Source organism: Zunongwangia mangrovi (assembly GCF_900112105.1).
GTDB lineage: Bacteria > Bacteroidota > Bacteroidia > Flavobacteriales > Flavobacteriaceae > Zunongwangia > Zunongwangia mangrovi.
Genome location: NZ_FOKV01000001.1, coordinates 222,109 through 238,858 on the forward strand (window position 1 = coordinate 222,109; position 16,750 = coordinate 238,858).

At 36.3% G+C, this 16,750-nt stretch carries 17 protein-coding genes; 10 read left to right on the forward strand and 7 right to left on the reverse strand.

What is annotated here, in order from left to right; all coding sequences use genetic code 11:
• Position 1 precedes the first annotated feature (1 nt).
• From BM201_RS00900 to BM201_RS00910, 3 genes are all read left to right on the forward strand, one after another.
• On the forward strand, positions 2–1,927 hold the full coding sequence (locus BM201_RS00900) for a hypothetical protein (RefSeq protein ID WP_092539515.1): 1,926 nt from the start codon (positions 2–4) through the stop codon (positions 1,925–1,927).
• 155 nt (positions 1,928–2,082) lie between these two features.
• Complete coding sequence (locus BM201_RS00905) at positions 2,083–2,427, forward strand: T9SS type A sorting domain-containing protein (protein ID WP_092539516.1); 345 nt, start codon at positions 2,083–2,085, stop codon at positions 2,425–2,427.
• A gap of 203 nt (positions 2,428–2,630) precedes the next feature.
• Entirely contained in the window at positions 2,631–3,617 is a 987-nt protein-coding gene (locus tag BM201_RS00910; protein ID WP_092539517.1) for a LuxE/PaaK family acyltransferase, read from the forward strand.
• Positions 3,618–3,839: 222 nt separating this feature from the next.
• Here BM201_RS00910 and tyrS read toward each other — a convergent pair whose 3' ends face one another.
• On the reverse strand, positions 3,840–5,135 hold the full coding sequence (gene tyrS, locus BM201_RS00915) for a tyrosine--tRNA ligase (RefSeq protein WP_092539518.1): 1,296 nt from the start codon (positions 5,133–5,135) through the stop codon (positions 3,840–3,842).
• Between the two features lie 81 nt (positions 5,136–5,216).
• Between tyrS and BM201_RS00920 the strand changes: the two genes are divergently transcribed.
• Entirely contained in the window at positions 5,217–6,254 is a 1,038-nt protein-coding gene (locus BM201_RS00920; protein ID WP_092539519.1) for an NAD-dependent epimerase/dehydratase family protein, read from the forward strand.
• Here BM201_RS00920 and BM201_RS00925 read toward each other — a convergent pair.
• From BM201_RS00925 to BM201_RS00935, 3 genes are read right to left on the reverse strand one after another with little or no spacing between them, the layout of a single operon-like run.
• Entirely contained in the window at positions 6,225–6,791 is a 567-nt protein-coding gene (locus BM201_RS00925; protein WP_092539520.1) for a DUF4296 domain-containing protein, read from the reverse strand. The genes BM201_RS00920 and BM201_RS00925 overlap by 30 nt on opposite strands.
• Positions 6,791–8,134, reverse strand: a complete 1,344-nt coding sequence (locus BM201_RS00930) for a dihydroorotase (RefSeq protein ID WP_092539521.1) — start codon at positions 8,132–8,134, stop codon at positions 6,791–6,793. The genes BM201_RS00925 and BM201_RS00930 overlap by 1 nt, the downstream gene beginning before the upstream one ends.
• A 2-nt stretch (positions 8,135–8,136) precedes the next feature.
• Positions 8,137–8,865 carry a polyprenol monophosphomannose synthase gene (locus BM201_RS00935; RefSeq protein ID WP_092539522.1) on the reverse strand — a complete coding sequence of 243 codons (729 nt, stop codon included), beginning with the start codon at positions 8,863–8,865 and terminating at the stop codon, positions 8,137–8,139.
• A 102-nt stretch (positions 8,866–8,967) separates the two neighbouring features.
• On the opposite strand from BM201_RS00935, the gene BM201_RS00940 reads away from it, so the two are divergent.
• The gene (locus BM201_RS00940; protein WP_092539523.1) at positions 8,968–9,627 is read left to right on the forward strand and encodes a DUF4271 domain-containing protein; all 660 of its coding nucleotides are present in this window, start codon (positions 8,968–8,970) and stop codon (positions 9,625–9,627) included.
• Positions 9,628–9,650: 23 nt separating this feature from the next.
• Positions 9,651–10,397 (forward strand): uroporphyrinogen-III synthase, encoded by a 747-nt coding sequence (locus tag BM201_RS00945; protein ID WP_013069999.1) that lies wholly within the window; start codon positions 9,651–9,653, stop codon positions 10,395–10,397.
• An 84-nt stretch (positions 10,398–10,481) separates the two neighbouring features.
• Here BM201_RS00945 and pckA read toward each other — a convergent pair whose 3' ends face one another.
• Positions 10,482–12,092 carry a phosphoenolpyruvate carboxykinase (ATP) gene (gene pckA, locus BM201_RS00950; RefSeq protein WP_092539524.1) on the reverse strand — a complete coding sequence of 537 codons (1,611 nt, stop codon included), beginning with the start codon at positions 12,090–12,092 and terminating at the stop codon, positions 10,482–10,484.
• 77 nt (positions 12,093–12,169) lie between these two features.
• Positions 12,170–12,550 carry a DUF423 domain-containing protein gene (locus tag BM201_RS00955; protein ID WP_092539525.1) on the reverse strand — a complete coding sequence of 127 codons (381 nt, stop codon included), beginning with the start codon at positions 12,548–12,550 and terminating at the stop codon, positions 12,170–12,172.
• A 49-nt stretch (positions 12,551–12,599) separates the two neighbouring features.
• On the opposite strand from BM201_RS00955, the gene BM201_RS00960 reads away from it, so the two are divergent.
• The 4 genes from BM201_RS00960 to BM201_RS00975 all read left to right on the forward strand — a co-directional run bounded on the left by BM201_RS00960 (position 12,600) and on the right by BM201_RS00975 (position 15,448).
• The gene (locus BM201_RS00960; protein ID WP_092539526.1) at positions 12,600–13,973 is read left to right on the forward strand and encodes a saccharopine dehydrogenase family protein; all 1,374 of its coding nucleotides are present in this window, start codon (positions 12,600–12,602) and stop codon (positions 13,971–13,973) included.
• Between the two features lie 45 nt (positions 13,974–14,018).
• The gene (locus BM201_RS00965; protein ID WP_092539527.1) at positions 14,019–14,489 is read left to right on the forward strand and encodes an Lrp/AsnC ligand binding domain-containing protein; all 471 of its coding nucleotides are present in this window, start codon (positions 14,019–14,021) and stop codon (positions 14,487–14,489) included.
• A 41-nt stretch (positions 14,490–14,530) separates the two neighbouring features.
• The gene (locus BM201_RS00970) at positions 14,531–14,836 is read left to right on the forward strand and encodes a hypothetical protein (RefSeq protein WP_092539528.1); all 306 of its coding nucleotides are present in this window, start codon (positions 14,531–14,533) and stop codon (positions 14,834–14,836) included.
• A gap of 78 nt (positions 14,837–14,914) precedes the next feature.
• Positions 14,915–15,448: a ferritin gene (locus BM201_RS00975; protein WP_092539529.1), complete on the forward strand. Its 534-nt coding sequence runs from the start codon at positions 14,915–14,917 to the stop codon at positions 15,446–15,448.
• Positions 15,449–15,500: 52 nt separating this feature from the next.
• On the opposite strand, the gene BM201_RS00980 is transcribed toward BM201_RS00975, so the two are convergent.
• A protein-coding gene (locus tag BM201_RS00980) for an IS3 family transposase (protein WP_092539530.1) occupies positions 15,501–16,738 on the reverse strand; the annotation gives its coding sequence in 2 pieces (ribosomal slippage) (positions 15,501–16,381 and positions 16,381–16,738; 1,239 coding nt in all).
• Positions 16,739–16,750 lie beyond the last annotated feature (12 nt).

Consider the following 16,750-nt stretch of genomic DNA (forward strand, 5'->3'; position numbering starts at 1 on the left):
TATGAGAAAATCAACTCAAAACTTATCATTTTTATTAGGCGTACTGCTTCTGGCTTTTACCAGCTGTAGTGACGATGATCTTGGCGGCGGAACTGGTGTAGATCCAGATCCCGTAGATTCAGAATTAGTTGGATCTATTGACAACGATATGACTTTAGATGCTTCGATAGATTACAACCTTACTGGCGTATTAAGCGTAGAACCTGGAGCGACCTTAACCATTCCTGCAGGAACAACAATTAACACAGCTATTGGGACAGATGTTTATATCGTAGTTCAGCAAGGTGCTATGATCGACATTCAGGGAACTGCATCTTCTCCAGTAAGAATGGCGCCATCGACCGCAGGAACATGGGGCGGACTTTTACTTTTAGGGGAAGCTGAAACAACTGCAGGATCTGATGCAACTGCAGAAGTTGGTGGTCTTATCTATGGTGGTACTAACAACAACGACAGTTCTGGATCTATCGAATATCTAATCATCGAAAATTCTGGTGCACAGATCAATGCAGATTCTCAGTATAATGGATTAACACTGTATGCTGTAGGTTCTGGAACAACGATCGAAAATGTTGCGATCCTTAACGGTGAAGACGACGGAATCGAATTCTTTGGTGGTGCTGTAAATGCTACTAACATTTATGTTGAAGATCTACAGGATGACGCTATCGACTGGACTGAAGGATGGAGTGGTACTTTAACCAACACTTACGTTCTTCACACAAGAGGCGATTTTTCTACAGCTCTTGAAGCTGATGGAAACGAAACTCAGCCAAACATTACTAATTTCACTGCTGTTTCTGAAACTGGTGGTACTGCATTACAGTTCAAATCTGTTTCTGGTGCTAACATTACTGGTTTATCTCTTAGTGGATACGACACAAGTGTAGAATTAGCAGATCCAGAAGAAGGCGATTTCGCTAATATCCAGATCGAAGGACAGGATTCTAATCCTAACAACACTTATTCTAATCCAAATCAAATAGACCTTTCTATTTTCTCTTGGATTAACGATGCACTTTCTGAGCCACAATCTCTTTCTGGTTCTATCGATGAGGATATGACTTTAGATGCTGAAACAACTTACTATTTAGATGGTGTATTTAGCGTGGAATCTGGAGCAACTTTAACTATTCCTGCAGGAACTACAATCAACACTGCAACAGGAACAGATGTTTATATCGTGATTCAAAAAGGTGCTATGATCGATATTCAGGGAACTGCTGAAGCTCCTGTAAGAATGGCTCCATCTGAGCCTGGTACATGGGGAGGATTATTACTTTTAGGTGACGCTGAAACTACAGCAGGATCTGATGCAACTGCAGAAGTTGGTGGCCTTATCTATGGTGGTACTAACAACGAGGATAACTCGGGTTCTATTCAATATTTAATTATTGAAAACTCTGGTGCACAGATCAATGCAGATTCTCAATACAACGGATTAACACTTTACGCTGTTGGATCTGGAACAACGATCGAAAACGTAGCGCTTCTTAACGGAGAAGATGACGGAATCGAATTCTTTGGTGGTGCTGTAAGCGTAACTAATGTATATGTTCAGGATTTACAGGATGATGCTATCGATTGGACAGAAGGATGGAGTGGTACTTTAACCAATACTTACGTGCTTCACACAAGAAGTGATTTCTCTACAGCGCTTGAAGCTGATGGAAATGCAACTCAACCATCGATCGTAAACTTTACTGCTATTTCTGAAAACGGAGGTACTGCACTTCAATTTAAATCTGTTTCTGGTGCAATCATTACAGGTTTATCATTAACTGGTTACGACACTAGTATCGAATTAGCAGATCCAGAAGAAGGTGATTTCGCGAATATCGAGATCGACGGAGTAGTATCTGATCCAACTAACACTTACGAAGCTGAAGCTACAGTTAACGTAGAAGACTTTAGTTGGGTAAATTAATCCCATAATTCACAAGACTTTAAAAGGCTGCCACGTGCAGCCTTTTTTTTGCTAACTTGTTAAAAATAACCCAAATACATTTTATCGAATTAAGCAAATATTGGGTATGATTTTTGAATTTTTATTGTAAGTTTGCAATAACCGACTAAGAAAGCATGAAACAAAATTATCTCTACAGTCTTTTTTTGGGATTATTTTTACTGGTAGCTGCGCCTGCAACTGCTCAGGATGCTGATTCGCGTGTTGCAAAGAAAACAACTACTGAAACTATAGAAGGTCTTAGTCTTTATCCAAATCCAGTTTCTGGAGATAAAATCTACATTACTAGTACCAAAAATCTCGAAAAAGAGATAGAAATTTACAATGTTCTTGGTAAAGCCATCAAGAAAACAAAACTTCGTGGCAAAGAACTCGATATTTCTTCACTTGTTGCCGGTATTTACATCGTAAAAATCAAAGAGCAAAACGAAATCGCTACTCGTAAGCTTGTCGTTAAATGAAGAGGAGAGGCTTCGGCCCACGTCGATCATTATAAAGACGATATTCGGTATTATTCTCATTAATTATTTCTGAAGATTTTATTCTTTTTAACTTTGCGCAAAATACCTTTTGCAAAACCATAAGGTGTTTTTTAGAAAATTATTTTGCTTCGAGCTAAACCTAGAAGCGTACAATCTCGATTATAGAGTAAACATTGCAGACAATGCAGCAAAGCAAAATTTTTGATATTCGATCTGAAGCTGATTTTCTAAAAATTAGTCTCGAAATCTTTCAATATCAATTTCAGCATAATAAAGTTTATCATCGCTTTTGCCAACTACTGAAGAAAACTCCAGAAAATGTATCTCAGTTCGGCGATATTCCATTTCTACCAATCGAATTTTTTAAGACTCATCAGATTATTGCTGAAGATAAAGAGGATAAGCCTGCCGAAATCACTTTTACCAGTAGTGGAACCACCGGAAGCACTACAAGCAAGCATTTTGTAACCAATTTGGGCATTTACGAGGATAGTTTCAACAAAGCTTTTGAGCAATTTTATGGCCCAGCTAAAGACCTATGCATTTTAGCACTACTTCCATCCTATTTAGAACGCGAAGGTTCTTCTTTAATTTATATGGTAGAGCATCTTATTCAAAAAAGTAATCAAAAAGAAAGTGGTTTCTATTTAAACAATCTTGATGAACTGAAAGAAACCTTATTAAAACTCGATAAAAGCGGAAAAAAGGTACTCTTGATCGGTGTCTCCTTCGCGCTTTTAGACCTTATCGAAAACCACCAATTTCAGCTAAAAAATACCATAATCATGGAAACCGGCGGGATGAAAGGTCGCCGTAAAGAAATGATAAGAGAAGAGCTACATAGCATTCTTTCTAAGGGCTTCGGAGTTTCAGAAATTCATAGTGAATATGGAATGACCGAACTGCTCTCTCAGGCTTACTCTAAAGGAAATGGTGTATTTGATTGCCCGCCCTGGATGAAGATCCTAATTAGAGATCCTGAAGACGCTTTTTCTTCAGTAAAAAAAGGAAAAACTGGCGGAATCAATGTGATCGACCTGGCCAATATTAACTCCTGTTCATTTATTGCCACTCAGGATCTTGGCAAGATTAATAAAGACGATTCTATAGAAATTCTAGGAAGATTCGACAACAGCGATATTCGCGGTTGTAACCTTATGGTGCTATAATTTCAGTCATTCTTTAAACGAGTGTTATTTTTAACCAAAAGCTGTAAGTAATCTGTAAATTAACCGACTAATTTTCCGCAGAATATAAGAAGTCAAAAGTTTATTCTGTGGCTAAGTGAAATTTTTTCATATTAGATTGGTTAGTTAGTTGAATCCCCTCTTGAGCGATCAGGAGGGGATTTTTAATATATAACTGTGGCAATCTAAATTTGAATAATGGACTTAAGCAACTACTAAAATATAAGTATTCTTTTTTCCCTTGTTTAAGATCACATACTTATCGTTAATAAGATCATTAACCGTAATTGTGTAATCTTCTTTTACTTTTTCTTTATTTACAGAAACCGAATTTTCCTTTAAGGCTCTTCTGGCCTCACCATTAGATTTTAAAAAGTCGGTTTTAGCTGCTAAAGCACCGATCATATCTAAACCGGCTTCAACATCTGCTCTAGAAACCTCAGCTTGCGGCACACCTTCAAAAACATCTAAAAATGTAGCTTCATTTAAAGATTTTAAATCATCAGCAGTACTTTTTCCGAATAAAACTTCAGAGGCTTTTACAGCGTTGTTGTAATCTTCTTCAGAATGCACCATTACGGTAACTTCTTTAGCTAATACCTTCTGAAGCTCTCTTAAATGTGGAGCTTCCTGATGTTTCGCAACCAATTCTGTTATTTCTTCTTTACCTAAAAATGTAAAGATCTTGATATACTTTTCAGCATCTGCATCACTGGTATTTAACCAGTACTGGTAGAATTTATAAGGTGAAGTTCTATTAGCATCTAACCAAATATTTCCACCTTCGGTCTTACCAAATTTTGTTCCGTCTGCTTTCGTTATTAGTGGGCAGGTAAGTGCGTAACCTTTACCATCACCAATTCTACGAATCATCTCGGTTCCGGTAGTAATATTTCCCCACTGGTCACTACCTCCCATTTGCAGCGTACATTTATGCTCTCTAAATAAATGAAGAAAATCATAACCTTGTACTAACTGGTAAGTAAATTCAGTAAAAGACATTCCTTCTGAAGCATCTGAAGACAAACGCTTTTTAACTGAATCTTTAGCCATCATATAGTTCACACTAATATGTTTCCCTACATCACGAATAAAACCAAGGAAAGAAAAATCTTTCATCCAGTCGTAGTTATTTACAAGAACAGCAGTATTTTCTTCAGCTCCTTCAAAATTTAAAAATCTTGAAAGCTGTTCTTTTAAAGAGTTTTCGTTATGTCTTAAAGTAGCTTCATCTAACAGATTACGTTCTGCAGATTTCCCAGAAGGATCACCAATCATACCTGTTGCACCACCTACCAATGCATAAGGCTTGTGTCCTGCTAACTGGAAATGGCGAAGCATCATTACTCCCACCAGGTGACCAATATGTAAAGAATCTGCCGTTGGATCGATCCCAACATACGCAGCTCGCATTTCTTCGTTTAGATGTTCCTCTGTTCCTGGCATCACATCGTGAATCATCCCACGCCAGGTAAGCTCTTCAACAAAATTTTTGTTCATAATTAACAATTTGTTCTTAAAACAGCTGTAAAGATACCATTTACTCTTATTTTTCCTAAGTGCTTTAGCTATATTTACCACATGATTTTAGTTACAGGCGGTACCGGTTTAGTAGGCGCTCATTTGCTTTTAAAACTGGTAGAACAAAGAAATAAGATTAAAGCGATCTATCGACCAGAAAGTGATCTACATAAATCACTAGAGGTTTTCTCGTATTATCACTCTAAGGATGAAGCCGAACGTCTTTTTAAACGAATCGAATGGGTAATTGCTGAAATTACCGATGTTCCTCAACTCACCGAAGCTTTTAAAGATATTACCCAAGTTTACCACTGTGCCGCTTTGGTTTCTTTTAATCCAAAAGACGAAAAAGCGCTTCGAAAAATTAATATTGAAGGAACCGCTAATATTGTAAATCTATGTATCGACAATAAGATCGAGAAACTTTGCTATGTAAGCAGCATTGCAAGTTTAGGTAAACCAATCATAAAACCTGAACCAACTACTGAAACGACCAATTGGAATCCCGAAGGAAATAATAGCGATTATGCCATCTCTAAATATGGTGCTGAAATTGAAGTTTGGCGCGCCTCACAGGAAGGTATAAAAGTAATTATTGTAAATCCCGGAGTGATAATCGGCCCTGGTTTTTGGAATAAAGGAAGTGGACAGCTATTTACTCGTATCCACAAAGGATTAAACTATCATTTTCCAAAAGGAACTGGCTTTGTTGGCGTAAAAGATGTTGTAAAAGCGATGCTACAGCTTATGTCTTCTGAAATTTATAATGAAGGATTTATTCTGGTTGCTGAAAATCTAAGCTTTAAGCAAGTATTAGATTTTACTGCGGAAAGTATAAACAAACCAAAACCTCAAAAACCTTTAAAGAAATGGATGATCTCTATTGGTTGGTTTGTACAAAAATTCGCCTCATTTTTTGGCTATGATCGTAGCATTACAAAGAGTGACATTAACGGAATTTTCCAGAAATCGACTTACGACAACTCAAAGGTTAAAGATAAATTGCATTTCAAGTTTACTCCTATAAAAGAAGTAATTAAGGAAACAGGGAATTATTTTGTGCAAGATCTAGAAAAAAAAGAAACCACTAGGATCTAATTCTCGCTTTGAAGAGATTCCATTGCTCGCTTCATTTTGCTTTAAACTATCCAGGATTTTTTCACCTTCAATAGAAATAGAATCTATAACTGTACTATCAACTTCAGTAGAATCGACTTGCTTTTTAAATTCCGGGCGATTTTTCTCTCTTTTTGCCTTTTTAATAGAATCTTCGACGCGCTTTTCTTCCGCTACCACTTCGTCTATGTAAGTTTTTAACGATTGGAGCGAGTCTTTAACCTTATCAAAAACTCGCTCGTAATCATCATAATTTTCGGTATAATAAGCATTACTTTTTTCAAATTGTGTGCTATCGATGCCAAACTTATCATAGATATATTGGTCTGGCTTAATACCGGTTTGCTCCAACATCACTTTGTTATAGTTTCTGGCCGCGTTGACCAAAGCCATTTCGGTAAGTACATTTACCATCTTATCTTCTGGAATAAGATTTTTAGGCTTGCTCATATGATCTACATCCTGGCAGGCAAGCCCAATAAAAACTATAAAAATAATGCTGTATTTAAACAATTTCATTATCTGTCGAACTCTAATTGCTGTGCCACATTGGTAAATGGCTGGTGTTTAAAGTTTTTATACACCAAATGACCATTTACAAACGTATGTGTAATCCTGGATTTAAAGGTCACACCTTCGAAAGGAGACCATCCACATTTATATAGGATGTTATCAGATTTTACCTGCCATGGTGCGTTTAGATCTACAAGTACTAGATCTGCTTTATAGCCCTCACGAATATATCCTCGATCTTTAATATCGAACAATATTGCAGGATTATGACACATCTTTTCTACGATCTTCTCTAAAGAGATTTTTTCCTGATGGTAGAACTGTAACATGGCCGGTAATGCATGTTGCACTAATGGGCCTCCACTTGGCGCTTTTGTATATGGATTTTGTTTCTCCTGCTTGGTATGTGGTGCATGATCTGTTGCTACAACATCTAAACGATCATCATTTAAAGCTTTCATAAGAGCTTCCTGATCTTTTTCAGTTTTAACCGCAGGATTCCACTTTATAAACGTTCCTTTTTTCTGATAATCGGTATCATTAAACCAAAGATGGTGAATACAAACTTCGGCAGTAATCTTTTTATCTTTTAATGACTTTTTATTACTGAAAAGTTCTAATTCTTTTGCCGTAGATACATGAAAAACATGCAATCTTGCACCAGTTTTCTTCGCTAATTTCACAGCATTTGAAGAGGATTTATAACAAGCTTCTTCACTTCTTATTTTTGGATGAAGCTCTATTGGAATATCATCACCATAACGCTCTACACATTCTTTAAGATTATTTTGAATAGTAGTTTCGTCCTCACAATGCACCGCGATCAACAAAGGTGATTTAGAAAAGATCTCTTCTAATACTTTTTGATCGTCTACCAGCATGTTCCCGGTTGAAGAGCCTAAAAATAACTTTAATGCAGCCGTTTTTTTAGGATCTACTTTTAATACTTCTTCCAGGTTATCGTTGGTTCCACCAAACATAAAAGAGTAGTTAGCATAAGATTTTTCTGCCGCAGTGGCGAATTTCTTATCTAACTCTTCTATTGTTGTAGTTTGAGGGATCGTGTTAGGCATCTCGATAAACGAAGTTATACCGCCGGCAACTGCCGCTTTACTTCCTCTCTCGATATCCTCTTTATGCGTTAAGCCCGGCTCTCTAAAATGTACCTGATCATCTATTACTCCCGGTAATAAATGGCTACCTTCAGCATCAAAAATCTGAACATCTGGAGATTTCGCACTAATAGTCTCGGCTATCTCTTTTATAATTCCATCTTCAATAAAAACATCACCTTCAGTAATTTTACCTTCATTTACGATCTTGGCGTTTTTAATCAGGACTTTCTTCATCACTATTTTATTCTGTTAAACAGACTTTTTACTTTCATCTTAATTACTCCAAAAACAGCTTCATAAATTATTGATCCGCTCATTTTTGAAGTTCCTCTGGTTCTATCTGTAAAAATAACCGGCACTTCGGTTATCTTAAACCCTAAAAGATGCGCTTTAAACTTCATCTCTATTTGAAACGCATAACCTACAAACTGAATTTTATCCAGTTTTATACGTTCTAACACTTCCTTTTTATAACACACATAACCAGCCGTGGTATCGTGGATATCCATTCCTGTTATAAATTGCACATACTTTGAGGCCAACCACGACATTAGAACACGATTCATTGGCCAGTTGATTACATTCACACCTGTTACATATCTAGAGCCTATAGCAACATCTGCCCCTTCTCGTTTACAAGCATTATATAATCGCATTAGATCGTTGGGATTATGGGAAAAATCGGCATCCATTTCGAAAACATAGTCATATTCCCGTTGTAAAGCCCACTTAAATCCATGTATGTATGCGGTTCCTAAGCCTGTTTTTTCCTTGCGTTCTTCAAGAAAAAGCTGATCATGAAACTCGGCCTGGAGCGTTCTCACCCGTGTTGCCGTGCCATCTGGCGAATTATCATCTACCACTAAAATATGAAATTTGCGCTGCTGTGAAAAAATATTCCTAATCAGTCGCTCTATATTCTCTATTTCATTAAAAGTGGGTATAATAATTAGCCCATGAACCATTTTAGCAAATTTTGCACAAATGTAGGGATTTTAAACAATGCTTTCTTTTGTTTTTAAGCTTAGTTTTTATCACATTACTTTAAATTTGCGAAAAAAATAAGTGTGCAGGCCATAGAACGTTATACCGAACCTTTAGACTGGATTACGATCATATTTATAATATGCTTTATACTAATTGTAATAGTTAGAAACCTGTATACGAATCGCTTTAACGAGTTTCTATCTATACTTACCTCAAACAAATTTATGTTGTTTAGAGGAAAAGAGAACAACGCTTTTCATGGATTTAACATATTACTTTTTAGCGTTAACGCTCTTTCTATTTCTGTTTTAATATTCTGGCTTTATAAATACTATACAAATCCGGCTCCTGCAGATTACATTTTGATCTACATTAGAATATTAACCGCATACGTGTGTTTTATACTTTTAAAATTTGGCGTTGAAAAAATCATTTCTAATATCTTCAATATCGATAAGGTCATTGACATCTATCTATTCCAAAAATTAAGTTATCGCAACTTCATTTCACTGCTGGTTTTTCCGCTAACACTTCTATTGATTTATACCTTTAATATTAGTGATATGTGGGTATATGGGATGGTTGGTTTTATACTTTTCGCCAATTTAACAGGCATATTTAACATCTTTAAACAGTATCAAAAGTTGATAAGCGGTCACTGGTTTTATTTTATTTTGTACCTTTGCGCTCTTGAAATTGCACCGTACTTTATTTTATATAAGCTTATTACAGTGTATTAAACGATCAGATAAAGAATTGATATATGAAAGTGAAAACAATTTTGGTTTCTCAACCAGAGCCTAAAGTAGAAAATTCTCCATATTTTGAACTGGAGGAAAAACAAAAGGTTAAAGTTGATTTCATCCCTTTTATTCACGTAGAAGGTGTTTCTTCTAAAGAAGTTAGACAGCAAAAGGTAGATCTTTCAAAACATACCGCAATTATCCTAACCAGTAGAAATGCAGTAGATCACTTTTTTAGAGTTGCTGAAGAAATGAGGTTTAAAGTACCAGATTCTTTGAAGTATTTTTGCCTTAGTGAAGCAGTAGCCTATTACCTTCAAAAATATGTGGTTTATAGAAAACGTAAAATCTATGTTGGGAAACGTACTTTTGCAGAGCTTTCTCCACTTATTAAAAAATACAAGAATGAGAAGTTTTTACTTCCTTCTTCAGACATGCTAAAACCTGTGATTCCAAAAACTTTGGATAAACTGGGAGTACAATGGAAACAGGCTGTTTTTTACAAAACTGTAGTAAGTGACCTTTCTCATTTAAGCGATGTAACTTACGATATATTAGTATTCTTTAGCCCTAGCGGTATTAAATCTTTATTTGAAAACTTTCCAGATTTCAAACAAAACGATACAAGAATTGCTGTTTTTGGTAACACAACGATCAAAGCTGCTAAAGAACACGGTTTAACTGTGAATATTAAAGCCCCAACTTCAGAAACGCCATCGATGACTATGGCTCTGAATAAATATATTGCTGAGGCTAATAAGAAATAAAGATTACCTTCTATTAAAATTCGAAATCCGGTGCTTTGATTATCAAACACCGGATTTCTTCATTTACAACATTAACAAATAATACTAGGCATTATATTTTAAGGCGACTGGCCCTCCCATTAAAATTTCCTGACTAGCATATTCCTTAAACTCTGAAAAATTATTATGAAAAGTGGTAGCAAGTTCTTCTGCTTTTTTATCGTACGTTTCTTTACTCTCCCAGGTATTTCTAGGGTTTAAAATTTCGCTTGGTACATCTGGACATTCTTTTGGCATCTTTAGTCCAAATACTTGATGGGTTTCAAATGTCTTGTTCTCTAACTTACCAGAAAGTGCAGCATTTATCATCGCTCTGGTGTATTTCAACTTCATTCGTTGACCAATTCCGTAAGGACCTCCCGTCCAACCGGTATTTATTAACCAGACATTTACATTAGATTTTTTCATTTTCTCGCTTAACATTTCAGCATAAACCGTTGGATGCAACGGCATAAATGGAGCACCAAAACATGCAGAGAAACTTGGCTGTGGTTCTTTGATCCCTTCCTCTGTCCCTGCAACTTTTGCGGTATAACCACTAATAAAATGATAAGCAGCCTGCCCAGGAGACAACTTGCTTATAGGCGGTAAAACCCCAAAAGCATCTGCAGTTAAGAAGAAGATATTCTTAGGGTTTTCCCCAACAGAAGCTTCCTGAACGTTTTGAATATGATCTATTGGATAACTTACGCGCGTATTTTGAGTAATACTGGTATCTGTATAATCCACTTCTCCATTTTTAAAGATCACATTCTCTAAAATTGCGCCTGGTTTTATCGCATTATAAATATCGGGTTCGTTTTCTTTAGACAAATTGATAACCTTCGCATAACAACCGCCTTCAAAATTAAAGATCTTATCATCTGGCGTCCAACCGTGTTCGTCATCACCAATTAATTTTCTATTAGGATCTGCAGATAATGTGGTCTTTCCCGTTCCTGATAAGCCAAAAAATATTGCGGTATCTCCTTCTGCCCCTACATTAGCAGAACAGTGCATTGGTAAGGTATTTTTAAAAACTGGCAGAATTAAATTTAGTGCTGAAAAAATACCCTTTTTGATCTCCCCGGTATATCCGGTACCGCCAATTAGTGCGATCTTTTTACTGAAGTTTAAAATCGCAAAATTCTCCTGTCTCGTACCGTCTTCTTCGGGATTTGCCTTGAAACCGGGGGCATTAAGAATTAACCAGTCTTCTTTAAAAGTTTTAAGTTCTTCTTCCGTAGGCCTTAGAAACATATTGTACGCAAACATGTTAGACCAAGGATATTCATTAATTACTCTAATATTCAGTTTATAATCATGATGAGCACAAGCAAAAGCATCCCGAACAAAAAGTTCTTTCCCAGTTAAATACCTAGTTACTTTATCATATAGTTTATCGAATTTCTTCTCATCAAAGGGAAGATTAATGTCTCCCCACCAAACTCGATCTTTAGTTACTTCATCTTTTACAATAAAACGATCTTTGGGCGATCTACCGGTAAATTTACCGGTGTAAATTGCCAAAACTCCGTCTTTGGTTTCTTTGCCCAGATCGCGTTTTAAAGTTTCTTTTTGTAATTCTTCGGGCGAGATTTGATAATTTGTAGTCACATTTTTGATTCCGTATTGCTCTAACGAAATCGTTTTCGTAATTATGTCTTTTAAATCCATAATTAAATATTTTGTGTGGTTTGTAATAACAACAAAATTAAAAATCTTCAATAAAAGAACTAATTTCAAAGATAAAATTATTGATATTTTAACTTTAAGGGCTTAAATATGAAAAGTGTCCAACCAACAATTAACAAAGCTCCTCCAAGCGGAGTCACTAATGCTATGCTACTAAGATCCAATCCTGCTAATTCGTCTAAACTTAACAAATAGATCGAACCGCTAAAAAATATGACTCCTACTAGAAAAAACCAATAAATAATATTGCTTTGTAATTTCGAGAAATTAGCTAATCCAATAAGTAAAAGCGCATGATACATCTGGTAGCGCACTCCGGTTTCAAAGGAAGTTAAAGTTTCTGCTTCTAACACACTTTTTAATCCGTGAGCCCCAAAAGCACCAAGAATTACCGCTAAAAGTCCAAATATTCCTCCTGTTACTAAAAATCTGCGCGTCATACTACAAGTTTTAATACCTTAGTTAGCATTACACAAAATTAGTTGAATTATGCAACAAATCCTGTTAATTGGCGCGGGAAAATCTACCGCTGTTCTTATAAAATATCTCTCAGAAAAGTCTTCCGAAGAAAACTTTCAAATTATTGTTGCAGACAAAGACCTATCACTTGCAAAAAAAGCAGTTAAAAATCACCAAAATTGCCAAGCTGTTAGCTTTGATATTTTTGATGCTGAAAGTTGCGAAACTCATATCACTCCCGCTGCTATTGTAATATCGATGCTGCCGGCAAGATTACATATAGAAATTGCAAAAAGCTGTCTAAAACTGAAGAAGAATCTTGTTACGGCATCATACATTAGTAATGAAATGAAAGCGCTGGACGCAGAAGTAAAAAAGGCCGGACTCGTTTTTATGAATGAAATTGGCGTAGATCCAGGGATCGATCATATGAGCGCCATGCAGGTGATCGATCGCATTAGGGATGAAGGCGGGAAAATACTAATGTTTGAATCTTTTTGTGGCGGACTCTTGTCTCCTGAAAGCGACAACAACCTATGGAATTATAAATTCACCTGGAATCCGCGGAATGTCGTAGTTGCCGGGCAAGGTGGTGTTGCCAAATTTATTCAGGAAGGAAACTATAAATACATTCCGTATCACCGATTATTTAGAAGAACCGAGTTTTTGGATATCGAAGACTACGGAAGATTTGAGGCTTACGCTAACCGTAACTCTCTAGATTACCGTGAAGCATATGGCCTTCAGGACATCCTTACCTTGTACCGCGGCACTATGCGCCGTGTAGGTTATAGTCGTGCCTGGAATATGTTTGTGCAGCTTGGGATGACAGATGATAGCTTTACGATGGAAGATTCTGAAAATATGACCTATCGTGAATTCGTGAATTCATTTCTTCCCTACTCTCCTACAGATTCTGTAGAGCTGAAATTGCGTCATAATCTTAGGATTGATCAAGATGATATTATGTGGGAAAAGCTCTTGGAGTTAGATCTTTTCAATAATATTAAAAAGATTGGGATCAAAAAGGCTACTCCGGCGCAAGCTCTTCAGAAGATATTAGAAGAAAAATGGAGCCTTTCTTCAGAAGACAAAGATATGATCGTAATGTATCATAAGTTTGGTTACGAATTAAATGGCGAGAAAAAACAAATAGATGCTACCATGGTTTGCCTTGGCAAAAATCAAACAGAAACCGCCATGGCCAAAACAGTAGGCCTGCCCGTTGGTATTGCCACATTAAAAATTTTAAAAAATAAAATAAACACTCCAGGTGTACATTTACCAATTTCCAGGGAGGTTTATCAACCTATATTACAGGAACTTCAAGAAAATGGTATCATTTTTAAAGAAAAACAAACAATCTATTTAGGATATAATGCCATAGGCGGGGTAAGTAATTAGGAAATGAAATCTTTTTTCCTATTTTAGCTTTATAACTACAACCAAATGAAGATTATAGACCAAAATGTCGTTATCGATGGTATCGACAAAACTATCCTTAACTTCCTAATGGAAGATGCCAAAAGACCAATTTTAGAAATCGCAAAAAACATAGGAATTACCGGCGCAGCAGTACACCAAAGATTAAGAAAATTAGAAAAATCTGGCTTGATCGAAGGCTCCCGTCTTATTATTGACCCTAGACTTTTAGGTTATAAAACCATGGCTTTTGTCGGCGTGTACCTAGATAAAGCAGTAAGCAACCCTCTTGCTGTAAATAAACTTAAAGAAATCCCTGAAGTTATCGAATGCCACTACACCACCGGAAACTGGTCGATTTTTGTAAAGGTACTTTGCAGGGACAATGAACATCTAATGAAAGTTTTGAATAAAAACATCCAGGGAATCGAAGGTGTCTCGAGAACAGAAACCTTTATTTCGTTAAATCAACAAATAAGTCGACAAATTAAGATTTGATATTTGGATTTATTCTAAATTAAAATTAATTTTGGCGGCAAATGAATTCGATTTATACATCAAAATATTTCGTTGCCAGCCAGTGTGACAGTAGCCGAAAGTTTTATATCGATTTTGGCCATAAAACGGTAAAGTTTTCTTTTTGCCAGTTATTGGCGTTTAGACATAAACTTAGATCGGTAAATATAGATAGGCATCTAAATGGTGAAAATGTACATGGTTTAGAAGTATTTAGTCTTTGTAACCGTGAGCACTTATTTGTCTTTAATACGCTAGAAATTCTTGATCTTCAGGATCTAATTAATGGTACTTTTGCCATGATGGAACTTAACTCGGTTCTTGCTTAGGTTTAGACTACTTCTAAATTGACCTCATTCTTAGCGACTTACTCCTTTTTTAGGTAATTTTGCCTAAAATCAAATCCTATGAAAGACCTTGTAAGACAAAATCTACTAATCCACGTAGATGTTTTAGATTTACTGAATAAACAAATTAAGCAGGAAGCAGAGTCTTCTTCAGCTTATCTTGCAATGGCGTCCTGGTGTGACCATAACGGACTTGTTTACAGCGCTGAGTTCTTCTATGAGCAATCTGCAGAAGAGCGCGAACATATGATGAAAATATTCCACTTTATAAATGATAATGGTGGGACCGCATATTCTCCTGAAGTAACTAACATTAATCACGATTTTACTTCTTTAGAAGAAATATTTGAAACCGCATTAGACCAGGAAATCGCTATTACGAAAAGCATACATAATATTATTTATGAATGCAGAAATAAACGTGACATTACTACTGAAAACTTTTTACAGTGGTACGTAAACGAACAAATGGAAGAAGAGCAAACCATGCGCAGAGCATTAGAGTTGTTTGATCTTATCAATACTGAAAATGTAGGACTACGCTTTTTAGATGAAAGAATTAAAGAAATTCGCGAAGAGTCAAATCCTGAATAATTCAGATAAAAAAATTGAGTCGTCCTAAAATAGGTTGACAGTTTTTAAAAGTTTAAATCAATCCCGTGAAGCTAGCTTCACGGGATTTTTTGTTGTGTATAAAATTAGGTGTTTTGTAGCTAAGGCTTACATGTGGTCTATGATTGTTATATGTTTTTATTGACTGTTGAACCAGCAGGCTGAGTTCTTTACCTGTATTGCATTTGTTTATCAAGAACTCTCCCTTTAATATCCCGTTAATTCGTTCTGCTAACGCATTTTGATAGCAGTCATACCCATCTGTCATTGAAGGTATAGCATTTGATCGCTTCAATTGAGTTTGATACAACGAGGAGCAATACTGCAAGCCTCTGTCAGAATGGTGTATTACCTCGCTTAATGTAGTTCTTCTTTTATTAGCCATTTTCATTGCTTTAACTACATTCTCTGCACTCATATCATCACTTAGGTGGTAGCCCATTATTTTTCTGCTAAAGGCATCTGTCACCAAGGAAAGATAGTGAGTTCTTTCTCTACTCTTGATGTAAGTAATATCGCTTACAAAGTATTGCTCCGGTCTTACGGCCGTAACATCTTTCATCAGGTTAGGGTGTTTTTTTAGCCAATGCCTAGAATCTGTTGTCTTTGTGTAATTCTTTTTTGGTTTTATAAGCATTGATTCTGACTTGAGATAATCAAATAGCGCATCCCTGCCTATTTTGACTCCGATCCTTTCAAATTCAACCTTGAGCAAATAATACAGTTTACGAGTACCCAGCCTTGGCATTTGCCGGCGCACCCTTAAAATCAGTGGTTTTATCAAGTCAAGTTCATCAGCTCTTATATTTTTTCGCTTTTCTGCTTGATAGACAGCCTGTCTGCTTATCCCAAACAATCTGCAACAACGTGACAGGCTTAGTCGGTGTTCTTGCCGGATTCGTTGGATTGATTGGGCAAATGCTTTTTTCGAATAGAAGTTCCATATTGTTGATCTGAGATATCGATCATCGTGTTGAGAATCTTATTCTTAAGCTTCTCATCTGACAGCTCTTTTTCTAGCCTCTTGATCTTTTGAGCAGGTGTTTCTTTCATTGTGTTACAGGTAAGTCTTGACTTTGGTTTATTCCAGTCTAAGGTACCGTGTCTGCGTAACCAAACCAAAACCGTACTCCTGCCTTGGATACCATAAGCTTTTTGGGCTTGTTTATAAGTCATTTCGCCCTTTTCTACCTGAGATACAACGGCCAATTTAAAGCCTAAATTGTAATCACGCTGAGTACGTTTCTTCCCAGATCTTTCTGTATGTTTCATAAATAAGTCGAA

What these genes read in the sequence shown, in the direction of transcription:
- BM201_RS00970 (WP_092539528.1), top strand. Translation starts at nt 14,531, where the DNA reads ATGAATTCGATTTATACATCAAAATATTTCGTTGCCAGCCAGTGTGAC.
- BM201_RS00920 (WP_092539519.1), top strand. Translation starts at nt 5,217, where the DNA reads ATGATTTTAGTTACAGGCGGTACCGGTTTAGTAGGCGCTCATTTGCTT.
- pckA (WP_092539524.1), bottom strand. Translation starts at nt 12,092, where the DNA reads ATGGATTTAAAAGACATAATTACGAAAACGATTTCGTTAGAGCAATAC.
- BM201_RS00965 (WP_092539527.1), top strand. Translation starts at nt 14,019, where the DNA reads ATGAAGATTATAGACCAAAATGTCGTTATCGATGGTATCGACAAAACT.
- BM201_RS00935 (WP_092539522.1), bottom strand. Translation starts at nt 8,865, where the DNA reads ATGGTTCATGGGCTAATTATTATACCCACTTTTAATGAAATAGAGAAT.
- BM201_RS00905 (WP_092539516.1), top strand. Translation starts at nt 2,083, where the DNA reads ATGAAACAAAATTATCTCTACAGTCTTTTTTTGGGATTATTTTTACTG.
- BM201_RS00975 (WP_092539529.1), top strand. Translation starts at nt 14,915, where the DNA reads ATGAAAGACCTTGTAAGACAAAATCTACTAATCCACGTAGATGTTTTA.
- BM201_RS00900 (WP_092539515.1), top strand. Translation starts at nt 2, where the DNA reads ATGAGAAAATCAACTCAAAACTTATCATTTTTATTAGGCGTACTGCTT.
- BM201_RS00955 (WP_092539525.1), bottom strand. Translation starts at nt 12,550, where the DNA reads ATGACGCGCAGATTTTTAGTAACAGGAGGAATATTTGGACTTTTAGCG.
- BM201_RS00960 (WP_092539526.1), top strand. Translation starts at nt 12,600, where the DNA reads ATGCAACAAATCCTGTTAATTGGCGCGGGAAAATCTACCGCTGTTCTT.
- BM201_RS00910 (WP_092539517.1), top strand. Translation starts at nt 2,631, where the DNA reads ATGCAGCAAAGCAAAATTTTTGATATTCGATCTGAAGCTGATTTTCTA.
- BM201_RS00925 (WP_092539520.1), bottom strand. Translation starts at nt 6,791, where the DNA reads ATGAAATTGTTTAAATACAGCATTATTTTTATAGTTTTTATTGGGCTT.
- tyrS (WP_092539518.1), bottom strand. Translation starts at nt 5,135, where the DNA reads ATGAACAAAAATTTTGTTGAAGAGCTTACCTGGCGTGGGATGATTCAC.
- BM201_RS00945 (WP_013069999.1), top strand. Translation starts at nt 9,651, where the DNA reads ATGAAAGTGAAAACAATTTTGGTTTCTCAACCAGAGCCTAAAGTAGAA.
- BM201_RS00930 (WP_092539521.1), bottom strand. Translation starts at nt 8,134, where the DNA reads ATGAAGAAAGTCCTGATTAAAAACGCCAAGATCGTAAATGAAGGTAAA.